8 protein-coding genes and 1 pseudogene are annotated in these 10,241 nt (G+C 65.4%); 1 reads left to right on the top strand and 8 read right to left on the bottom strand.

Annotated elements, in window-relative coordinates:
* Positions 1–135: 135 nt before the first annotated feature.
* The 8 genes from JJ869_RS18885 to JJ869_RS18920 all read right to left on the bottom strand — a co-directional run bounded on the left by JJ869_RS18885 (position 136) and on the right by JJ869_RS18920 (position 9,636).
* Positions 136–1,056 (bottom strand): nucleoside hydrolase, encoded by a 921-nt coding sequence (locus tag JJ869_RS18885; protein ID WP_292269513.1) that lies wholly within the window; start codon positions 1,054–1,056, stop codon positions 136–138.
* Positions 1,053–2,465 (bottom strand): M20/M25/M40 family metallo-hydrolase, encoded by a 1,413-nt coding sequence (locus JJ869_RS18890; RefSeq protein WP_292269516.1) that lies wholly within the window; start codon positions 2,463–2,465, stop codon positions 1,053–1,055. The genes JJ869_RS18885 and JJ869_RS18890 overlap by 4 nt, the downstream gene beginning before the upstream one ends.
* Before the next feature lie 4 nt (positions 2,466–2,469).
* Positions 2,470–3,807 carry an amidohydrolase gene (locus JJ869_RS18895; RefSeq protein ID WP_292269519.1) on the bottom strand — a complete coding sequence of 446 codons (1,338 nt, stop codon included), beginning with the start codon at positions 3,805–3,807 and terminating at the stop codon, positions 2,470–2,472.
* Entirely contained in the window at positions 3,804–4,865 is a 1,062-nt protein-coding gene (locus tag JJ869_RS18900; protein ID WP_292269522.1) for an ABC transporter ATP-binding protein, read from the bottom strand. The genes JJ869_RS18895 and JJ869_RS18900 overlap by 4 nt, the downstream gene beginning before the upstream one ends.
* Positions 4,866–4,881: 16 nt before the next feature.
* Positions 4,882–5,670, bottom strand: coding sequence for an ABC transporter permease (locus JJ869_RS18905; RefSeq protein WP_292269524.1), 789 nt, complete (start codon positions 5,668–5,670; stop codon positions 4,882–4,884).
* A gap of 1 nt (position 5,671) precedes the next feature.
* Positions 5,672–6,496, bottom strand: a complete 825-nt coding sequence (locus tag JJ869_RS18910; RefSeq protein ID WP_292269527.1) for an ABC transporter permease — start codon at positions 6,494–6,496, stop codon at positions 5,672–5,674.
* Positions 6,497–6,569: 73 nt separating this feature from the next.
* Positions 6,570–7,607 carry an ABC transporter substrate-binding protein gene (locus tag JJ869_RS18915; protein ID WP_292269530.1) on the bottom strand — a complete coding sequence of 346 codons (1,038 nt, stop codon included), beginning with the start codon at positions 7,605–7,607 and terminating at the stop codon, positions 6,570–6,572.
* 154 nt (positions 7,608–7,761) lie between these two features.
* On the bottom strand, positions 7,762–9,636 hold the full coding sequence (locus JJ869_RS18920) for an adenine deaminase C-terminal domain-containing protein (protein ID WP_292269531.1): 1,875 nt from the start codon (positions 9,634–9,636) through the stop codon (positions 7,762–7,764).
* Between JJ869_RS18920 and JJ869_RS18925 the strand changes: the two are divergent.
* Positions 9,630–10,241 (top strand): annotated as a pseudogene (locus tag JJ869_RS18925) (hypothetical protein); the annotation flags it as partial. The gene JJ869_RS18920 and the pseudogene JJ869_RS18925 sit on opposite strands and share 7 nt — an antisense overlap.

A 10,241-nucleotide genomic window follows, 5' to 3' on the forward strand; every position in this document is an offset into this window, starting at 1 on the left:
ACAAGACGCACGGCGCGATCACGCAACTCAACAGGATGTGGCTTACCCATAACTGACCCCCATATCTGCCTCAAAAGCATGGAATCACAAGGCAAGCATCATGGGAATCCTGAATCTGATCAGGGGCGACACGCTCTAGATCGCCGCACCCAGCCCCTGCCATAGATGGTCCAGCGCCGGGCCCGCGTCGATCCGCAGGGCCACGTCGATCTCGGCCCCGTCCGCCGTTTGCACCAGTCGGCCTGGATGCGCGTCGCAGTCAACGGCGAGGCGCAGCCGCTCGGTGCCGAAAAGCGCGGGCGCGACTGCCATCAGCATGACGCATGGGTCGTGCAGCGGGCGCGAGCTGCGTTCCGCATGGCCTGCGAAATAGGCCCGGATCAGGTTGGCGGCGAGGGTGGCGGCCAATGTGCCGAAGGCGGCCAGGCGGTCAAGATCCTCGGGCGTGGCCCTGAGCCTGCGGGTCACGTCCAGCGGGATCAACGTGACGGGCACCGGTCCGCAGAGGACCATTCGCGCGGCGAGAGGGTCGGCTGCCATGTTGAATTCCGCAAAGCGCCCGGCATTTCCGGGCTCGTCAATGGTTCCCCCCATCGCGATGATGCGCCCGATCCGGGCATAGGCCACGGGCGCCTCGTTTGCCAGATGGGCAAGGTTGGTCAGCGGCCCAAGAGCCAGAATGCACAGGCTGCCGGCCGGGGCGGCGCGCAGATGCGCGTCCATCAAGGCCATGGCGGACCGGCTGTCGGGCGGAACCCATGCCGGCGGCAAGGGAACCCCGCCCAACCCGTCCGCGCCGTGGATCGCGACCTCGGTCCGGCCATCGCCGGCAAGGGGGCCTGCCGCCCCCGCTGCATAGGGGATGTCGCTCCGACCCATCGCGGCCAGCAAGCCGCCGACATTCCGGGTCGTCGTGGCGATGCCGATGTTGCCGGCCACCGCCGTGACCGCTTCGACCGCGAGGGCGGGCGTGTTCAGGGCGTGGAGAATGGCCACGGCGTCATCGAGGCCGGGGTCGGTGTCGATGATCACCCGCATCGGACCCGCGGCGGTCATCGGGCCGCCGGGCCGTCGATCTCGGACAGCGCGGCAAGCACGCGGATGAAGGACCGTACGCCGCCGGTGAAGCTCGACAGATCGTATTTCTCGTTCGGGCTGTGAATGCGATTGTCGAAGCGCGCGAAGCCCACCAGTAGCGTGTCCATACCGAGCAGGCGTTTGAATTCTCCCACGATCGGGATCGAACCGCCGGTTCCCGCCAGCGCGGTTTCGGTGCCCCATTCCCGGCTCAAGGCCCCGCGCGTCGCTGTCAGGTAGGGGCTGTCGAGCGGCAGGGACAGCGCCGGGCTTGCGCCATGGGGCGTGAAGCTGACCGAACAGTCAGCCGGCAAATGGGCGCGGACATGGGCGCGGAAGGCCTCGCGGATGCGCAGGGGGTCTTGCCCCGCCACCAACCGGAACGACACCTTGGCCGTGGCCCGCGCCGGAATGACCGTCTTGAAACCGGGATCGGTATAGCCGCCGGTCACGCCGTGGATCTCGCAACTGGGCCGGGCCCAGACCTGTTCCATGATCGAATAGCCGGCCTCGCCGGCGGGGATGGACAGGCCGACATCGGACAGGAAGGCCACTTGATCGAAGGGCAGCCGCCGCCATTGCGCCAAGATCTCGGGGGCGAGGTCTTCCACGCCATCGTAAAAGCCCGGCAGCGTCACGCCGCCGTCAGCGCTGCGCAAGGTCGACAACACATTGGCCACCACCTGAAGCGCGTTGCGCGCGGCATTACCGAACATACCCGAATGCAGGTCGCGGTCGGCGGTGGTGATCGTGAACTCCTCCCCCACGAGACCGCGCAGCATGGTGGTGATGGCGGGCGTATGCCTGTCCCACATGTCGGTGTCGCAAACCATCATGATATCGGCGCGCAGCTCCTCCGCCGTTTCCTCGAGGAACGGCCCGAGGCTGGCGGAGCCCGCTTCCTCCTCGCCCTCGAACAGCATCGAGACCTTGATCGGCAGGCTACCGGTCACGGCGACCCACGCCCGGCATGCCTCGACAAAGGTCAGAAGCTGGCCCTTGTCGTCCGAGGCGCCACGCCCGACGATATGGGTGTCGCCATCGGGCGCGGGGCGCAGCACCGGCTCGAACGGGTCGCTGTCCCACAGCTCGAGCGGGTCAACTGGCTGCACGTCGTAATGGCCGTAGAACAGCACGTGGGGGCCGGGCGCGTCGGTCTGATGCGCCACCACCATCGGATGGCCGCCGGTCGGCCGGACCGACGCGTCGAACCCGAGGCCCGCCAGTTGACCCGCCAACCAGTCGGCCGCGGCGCGGCAATCCCCGGCATGGGCGGGTACCGTCGAGACCGACGGAATGCGGACCAGGTCGAAGAGACGGGCAAGGCTGTCCTCCATATGCGCATCGGCATGGTCGAGCACGGCCTGCAAGGTGTCGGTTTGGCTCATCGGGTCATCCTTTCGCGGCGCGTGCGGCGTCGATGGCGACGATTTCCGCCCGGAACCGCCCGGCTACCTGATTGGCATCGGCCAGCACGCGGGCAGGTTCCAGCGTTTCGACCGCGCGATCCCGCATCAGCCAGACGCCATCGACCATCACGTCGCGCACATCCGTGGGCATCGCCGCAAAGACCAACACCGAATAGGGGTCATAGATCGGCTGCATCCGCGGCGCGGACAGGTCGATGCGGATCAGGTCGGCGGCCTTGCCGACCTCGAGCGAGCCGGTCTGCGCCTCAAGGCCCAGCACCCGCGCACCTTCGATCGTCGCCATGCGGATCACGTCGCGCGTGGGCAAGGGCTTGCGCGAGCCACCGCGCAGCTTGCCGAAGATCGACACCACCCCGAATTGGGAAAACAGGTCGAGCGTATTGCCGCTCATCGGGCCATCGGTGGCGATGCCCACCGGAATACCCGCGCGGCGCATGTCCTCGATCCGCGCTATGCCCCGCCCTGCCTTGCCGTTCGAGCGTGCGTTATGGGCAACGCCGGTGCCGGTGCTTGCAAGGATGTCGATATCGGCATCCTCGAGCAGCAGGGCATGGGCGGCGATGGCGCCAGGCTTCAACACGCCCGCAGCCGCGCAGACGGCTGTCGTGGTCATGCCATGGGTCTGGACCGCCCAGTCGACCTCGGCCACGGTCTCGGCGAGATGGATCATCAGACGCGTGTCCTGGTGTGCCTCGTGCCACAGGGCGGCGCGCTCCATCACCGCCATGCCGGTCGAATAGGGCGCGTGGGGCGCGATGGCGGCGGTCACGCGGTCCATCCCCGCGCAATGCCCGGCCAGCGCATCGCACAGCGCAAAGCCCTCGTCGAAACTGCGGTGGTCGGGCGGGTCGAAATCGGCCAACGTCTGCCCGACGACCCCACGCATCCCGGAGGCCATGATGACATCGGCCACCTCGGTCTCATGGTAGTACATCTCGGCCACGCAGGTGACGCCGCCCATGATCATCTCGAGCGCCGACAGGGTTGAGCCAACACGCACCATCTCGGGCGAGACGAACTTGCGCTCGAGCGGTAGCATGTAGCGGAACAGTCGGTCGTCCACGTCCTCCCCCAGCCCTCGGAACAGCGACATCGCCATATGGCAATGCGGGTTGACCATGCCCGGCATCACGATGTCGCCGGCCATGTCGCGGACCTGTGTGCCGGCGGACACCTGCGGCGGTGCCCCGCCGCCAAGCGCCGCGATCCTGCCATCCTCGACCATCAGCCATCCGGTCCGGTGCTCGGTCATCGCCGCATCAACCGTCACGAGCCAGGCATTGGTCAGAAGCGTCTTCATTCCGGCATCAGGATCGCGCAATGGTCGGGATCGGGGATCAGGGTCGCGCGGGTTCCGGGCTCGAACGGAGTGGCAAGCGAGCCATTGGCGACCAGCGGTTCCGCCGCCGCCTCGCAGCGGTATTGATAGGCGCGCCCCAGATAGGTCCGCAGGCCCAGCGTCGCCGCCAGCCCCTCGGCCGCGGGATCGCCACTCACCCGAAGCCCGTCGGCCCGTGTCGCGAGGATGAAGGCATCGGGGATCGGCCCCAGCCGGTCCTGCGAGAGACTGAGGGCTGCGCCGTCCCGGGTAACCGCCCTGACGCGCGGCCCGTCGCGGCCCGTCACGGTCAGCGGGATCAGGTTCTCGAACCCCACGAAGCGGGCGACGAAGCTGTTGGCCGGGCGCTGATACAGCGTCTCGGGCGTGTCAAGCTGCATGATCCGCCCCTGATCCATGATCGCCACCCGGTCCGAGATCGAAAACGCCTCTTCCTGGTCATGGGTCACATAAAGCGCCGTCGTGCCGTTGGCGCGTTGGAGCTGCCGGATCTCGACCCGCATGTCGACGCGCAGCTTGGCGTCGAGGTTCGAGAGCGGTTCGTCGAACATCAGAAGCGGCGGTTCGATCACCAGCGCGCGCGCCAGCGCTACACGTTGCTTCTGGCCCCCCGACAATTCGGCCGGCAGCCGGTCGGCCAGATGCGACAGGCCGACCCGTTCCAGCATGGCCATCGCGCGCGCTTTTTGTTCGGCGGCGGGCAGCTTGCGCTGTTTCAGACCGAAGGCGACGTTGTTCATCACGCTGAGGTGGGGAAACAGCGCGTAGCTCTGGAACACTAGCCCGATGTCGCGGCCATGGGCCGGAAGGCGCGTCAGGTCCTTGTCGCCCAGCCGGATCGTTCCCTTGGTCGGTTGCATGAAGCCCGCGACCAGCCGCAGGGTCGTGGTCTTGCCGCAGCCCGATGCGCCCAGCAGCGACACAAGCTCGCCGTCGGCCACATGCAGCGACAGGTCCTCCAGCACCTTGGTCGCGCCATAATGGGCGGTGATCTGGTCGATGGTCAGGGGCAGCGTCATCTGGGCATGGGCCTTTTCATTTCGCGACGACCGTCAGGCCGAGCGTCCGCTCGACGATGATCATGACGATGATGGTCAGCATCATGAGCAGCACCGACACTGAGGCGACCGTGGGATCGAAGAACTGTTCCACATGCGCGAGGATCTGGATCGGCAGCGTCGAGATGCCCGGCCCGGTCAGGAACAGCGATACCGACACATCGTTGATTGAGGTGATGAAGGCCAGTATGAAGGCCGCGATCACGCCAGAGCGCACATTGGGCAGGACGATGGTGAAGAATGTCTTGACCGGATGCGATCCGAGCGAGACCGCCGCCTCCTCGATCGAGAAATCGAACGATGCCAGCGCGGCCGAGATCACCCGGATCACATAGGGCAGCACCAACAGCGTGTGCCCGATGAGCAGCGAGGCGAAGACGGGCACGCCGAGTTCCACGTTGACCGAGCGCAAGAGCGAAAAGCCGATGACGATCTCGGGCACGAGGATCGGCAGCACGAACAGCGTCGAAAGCCAGCCCGGCAGGTGGATGCGATGCCGGTTCAGCGCATAGGCTGCCGGTATCCCGATCAGCAGCGCGATGAACGTCCCCACCAGTGCCACTTGAAGCGAGGTCACGATGGTCCGGCGAAAGGCGGATATCTCCCAGATGTTCTCGAACCAGTGCAGGGTCAGCCCCTGTGGCGGAAAGGCCAGAAATGTGGTATCCGAGACCGAGGCGCCGAAGATGATGACGAGCGGCCCGATCAGGAAGATGTAGACCAGAACGGTCATCGCTATCAGGGCGGGATGGATGCTCCGGCTCATGTCAGGCCGCCATCGGGTTCAGGCGCTTGGCGATGCGCGTCATCACCAGAACCGTTGTCATGATCACCACCACCATGATCGCCGCAACCGTCGAGGCGCTTACCCAGTCGAAGGTCACCATGGCCCTCTGGTGCAGGAAGGTGCCCATCATCATCTGCCGCGTGCCCCCCAAAAGATGCGGCGTGGCGTAAGAGGTGAAGCTTGCGGTAAAGACCAGAACCGCCCCTACGATCAGACCGGGCGTCGCCAGCGGCAGAACCACCTGCACGAAGGTCCGCGTGGGCGATGCCCCGAGCGAGGCGGAGGCCTGCAACAGGTCGTCGGGGATGTTTTCCAGCACCCCGATCAGGACCAGGATCATCAGCGGAATGAAGATGTAGATCAACGCGATCACGACCGAGGTCTGCGTGTAGAGCAGCGCGATTGGCCGCTCGATCAGGCCAAGCCATTCCAGCGTGTTGTTCATCACCCCGTTGCGGCCGAGGATGATGAGCCAGGCAAAGGATCGCACGACCACGCCCGTCAGCAGCGGAAAGACCGCAAGGATGATGAGCACCGATTTCATCCAGGGCGGGCAGCGCGACACGACATAGGCGGTCATCAGCCCCAGCACGAGCGAGACCACGGTGGTGATCGCCGCGACCTCGAACGTCCGCCACAGAACCGTCCGCTGAAAGGCCGAATCGAAGAACTCGGCATAGGGGGCCAGCAGCCCGCCCGGCGCGGTGAAGGTCACGCTGATCGTGGCCGCCACCGGAATGATGAGGAACAGCGACACCGCCAGCGTCGCAGGTGATGACAGCATCCAGCCTGCAAGTCGTTTCATCCGATATCTTCCGATGGACGGAGCGGTGATCCGGGGGGCAGGCATGCCCCCCGGAAGATGGGCCGGGGCCCGATTACATGCCGAAGATTTCGTTCCAGCGGTTGATCCAGTCATCCAGCGCCGCGTTCATCGGCACATAGTCGACGCGGTTCAGGCTCGAAATCATCTCGTCCCCATAGGTCCAGGGCGCGGCCTGTTCCGCGGTCAGGGTCACGTTGCTGTTGACCGGCGCATCCACACCGCGTTCGGCCAGCGTCTGCTGGATCTCGGCCGACAGCACGAAGTTCAGGAACATGTGCGCCAGATCGACATTCTCGGCCCCGGAGGGAATGTTGATCGTGTTGAGCGTGGCGATGTCGCCATCCCCAAGCTCGGCCCAGACGACCGAAGGCACGGCGGCCTGCAGACGACCAAGGGCGAAATCCTGCGCCATCGAGACGGTGATTTCCCCCGTGGAGAAGAGGTTAATCATCTCCGACCCGGTGTTGTAGTTTGTCAGCACATTGGGCAAGATTTCCGCCACGCCCGCAAAGGCCGCGTCGGGATCGCCATAGGCATCCACGCCCGCCCGCTCGGCCGCACGCATTACGACCATCGGCCCTGCGGTCGTCGTGATGCCCGGCAGCGACACCTGCGAGGTCAGATCGTCGCGCCAGAGGTCGTTCCACGAGGTGATCGGCTCGGCGACCTCGTCGGCATTGTAGACGATGCCTACGCGTCCGATGGTGTAGGCGGGGCCATATTCGCCCTGCGGCGCCTGAGCCAGATCGTAGATCTGCTCGATATTGGGGACCTGTGCGCGGTCGATCGGCTGGAACAGGCCCAGGTCGATGCCGAGCTGCGAGAAACGGTCGGTCAGGTAGATCACGTCCACCCCTGCCCCTTCCCGCAATTGCAGGCGGCTCAGGCGGTCGGCGTTGTTGCCGGTCTCGAACACGACCTCGCAGGAACACATCTCCTGAAAGGGGTCGATGATGATTTCCTGCAGCGCGTCGCCGTTGAAGCCCCACCATGATACGGTGAAGGTGCGATCCTGCGCCAGCGCGGGCGTGACCGCCAGCAGCGTAGCCGCCGACACGGTCGCAAGGGTCAGGCTCAGTCGTTTGGTCATGATGGTCCCCCGTTGATGAGGTATCCATTTTCCCTGCGGATACCCTTGATCGGCTTCAATAGGTAGAAGGCAACCGTCGGCTATGCAAGCCATTGCATCCCTCCGAGCATCCCTCTGATCGGGGAAAAGCAGCGGGCGACTAATTCTTGGGCAATTACCAGACGACCGGATGCGTCTGCCCCGTGGCTACGTTCACGAAGCCCTCCGGCGCAAGCTCCGAGGGCGCGACGATCACCCACCGCCAAGGCGCGCAGGTCAGGGTGGCGAAGGCGAGGCGTTCGGGGAAACCTGGGAACCAGCGCGGGCTGAACGTGGGCTCGTACATCCAGTCGATTTTCGCGCCCTCGGCGTAGAGAGCCTGCATTTCGGCGTCGAGGTCCTCCGGCGGGCGGCAGGTCATCAGCCCGGCGACCTCGTAGCGGACCGTTGCCGCCAGCTGCCCCTCGCGCACAAGTGCCCAACCTCCCTGCGTTTCGCGCAAGGCATTGACCGCTTGCGCCATTGCCGCGTCGCAGGAGCCGACGACCCAGATGTTGTGCTTGTCATGGCCCATCGAACAGGCCAGCGCGGTGCGGGGCGTGCGTGGGCCCGTCCCCAGCCAGAACATCGCCGCCGTCCGGCCTTCGCCTGAAAAGCGGTCGACGATGGCGAATTTCGTGACATTGCGTTCGGGGTCACGCTGCACCTGTCCGTCGGACACGGGCAATGTCATCGTGATGAAATCGTCGTCCCAGTGAAAGGGCCGCAACAGGGCGGCCTGCATCGTCTCGCGACCCGCTTGCGCCGGAATGGCGAAATCCGTCGCCGTGATCGCGCGGTCGATCCTGACGGTACGTGTCGCCCAGTCTGGCCAGTCGATCCTGGGCACGGGCATAAGATAGCGGCCCTTCTCGGCCACCTTGGCGCCGTCGGCCCAGACCTGGCGGATCGAGACCCGGTCCGGATCATCCAACAGCACGATATCGGCGAATCGGCCCGGCGCGATGGACCCGACCCAAGGCGTCAGGCGCATGTGGCGCGCGGGGTTTATCGTGACCATCTGGATCGCGGTCTCGGGAGGCAGCCCCGCCTTGATCGCCAGGCGGATGTTGTGATCGGTCGCCCCCAGCCTCAAGGTGTCCGAACAGGACCGGTCATCGGTGGTCAGCGCAAACTGAGACCAATCCTGCAACCCGGCCTCCAGCAGGCCCCCGACCATCTCGGTCAGGGAATGGGGCCGCAATTCCATGAACAGCCCGCGCCGGAGCTTGTCGAGCACCTCGTCGGTCGTCCATGCCTCGTGGTCCGAGGCAAGGCCCGCCGCCGCGAAGGCGTTGATCGTGGGCAGGTCCCGGATGCCTGCCGCATGCCCTTCGATCACGCCACGCCTCTCGAAGGTCGCCCCGATCATGCCCCAGAGCCGGTCGTAGGAAGGGTTTTCGGGGTTCCAGACGGCAGGCCAGTCCATGACCTCGTCAAGCCCCGCGACCATCAGGCTTTCGGTCATGAAGCCGAGTTGTTCCTCGTAGCCGAAATGCCCGCCGCCCCACTCATAGGCCGTGGGCGGCACGGCGGACCCGGGCAGTGGAAAGATCTTCTGCGGGCTTCCCGCCCGCCGCGCCATCAGCCAGAAATCGAGCGTTCGCGCCCCGTTGACGTTGGAGAACTCATGGCTCGCCTCGCAGGTCCATGTATTGCCATGCGGCAGGACCAGCGCCGCCTCCCATTCCGGGGTGACATGGCTGCTTTCGATATGCTTGTGCACTTCGCCGAAACCGGGCACGGCCATCAGGTCAGGCTCATGCACTTCTTGCAAGACCTCGCCGGGGTAGGTGCCCGCAGGCCCGACATAGGCGATGCGACGACCCGAGATGACGATTTCCTGATCCGTCAGCCACATCCGCGCATGCACGTCGAGCAGTTTGCCCACCCGCAGGCGCGTGTCGGCGGCGATATGGCCCAGCGCCACGCGCACCAGCCGCTGGCGGATCTTCACCTCATCGGCGGCGCGGATCAGATCGTCCTTGGGCAAGGTCGGCGGTTGTGTCATGTCGGCTGCTCCCGCGGCGCTGGGTCCGCGATGGACGCCTTGTAAAGATCGACAAGCAGGTCTGGATCACCCGTCGATGGCTGTTTCCCGGTGCCCTGTCGGCCATTCTGGCCGGCAGTGGTCTCTGGTACGGCCTCACCGATACCGCACCATCACAAGCCAGCAGCGCGGTTTCAAAGCCAACGCAATCCGCCACCCTGGCCGACTCAACAAGACCTTCGCAGGAGTCTGGCGAGCAACGGGGCTTAGAAAATCTCAGTCAGGAGTCTGAGCCTGCCACGACTCCCGATTCGCTCGGACCGCAACCCTTTGCCGCCTCACTATCAGGCACGGAAATCGACGGTGCGCTGACCAGCGATGACAACGGTGAGCTTGTCATCAACCTCCAGGTCCGCGACTTCTTCGATTACTTCCTGAGCACAGTCGGCGAAGTCTCTCCGGAAACAGCCATTCAACAGATCGAGGCGATGGCCCGGACTCACTTGCCAGAGCCCGCATCTACTCAGGCACTGGCGTTGCTGGACCAATACCTCGCCTATAAGCAGGCATCCCTTCAGGTCATGCAGGCGCGCCTCGATCCTGCCCGGGCAGCCGAGCCGGCCTAT

The organism is Marivita sp., assembly GCF_017643905.1.
In the GTDB taxonomy this organism is placed as follows: Bacteria; Pseudomonadota; Alphaproteobacteria; order Rhodobacterales; family Rhodobacteraceae; genus Marivita.

Coding starts and splice junctions, on each gene's coding strand:
- JJ869_RS18895 (WP_292269519.1), bottom strand. CDS start 3,807: ATGAAGACGCTTCTGACCAATGCCTGGCTCGTGACGGTTGATGCGGCG.
- JJ869_RS18910 (WP_292269527.1), bottom strand. CDS start 6,496: ATGAAACGACTTGCAGGCTGGATGCTGTCATCACCTGCGACGCTGGCG.
- JJ869_RS18905 (WP_292269524.1), bottom strand. CDS start 5,670: ATGAGCCGGAGCATCCATCCCGCCCTGATAGCGATGACCGTTCTGGTC.
- JJ869_RS18885 (WP_292269513.1), bottom strand. CDS start 1,056: ATGACCGCCGCGGGTCCGATGCGGGTGATCATCGACACCGACCCCGGC.
- JJ869_RS18915 (WP_292269530.1), bottom strand. CDS start 7,607: ATGACCAAACGACTGAGCCTGACCCTTGCGACCGTGTCGGCGGCTACG.
- JJ869_RS18890 (WP_292269516.1), bottom strand. CDS start 2,465: ATGAGCCAAACCGACACCTTGCAGGCCGTGCTCGACCATGCCGATGCG.
- JJ869_RS18920 (WP_292269531.1), bottom strand. CDS start 9,636: ATGACACAACCGCCGACCTTGCCCAAGGACGATCTGATCCGCGCCGCC.
- JJ869_RS18900 (WP_292269522.1), bottom strand. CDS start 4,865: ATGACGCTGCCCCTGACCATCGACCAGATCACCGCCCATTATGGCGCG.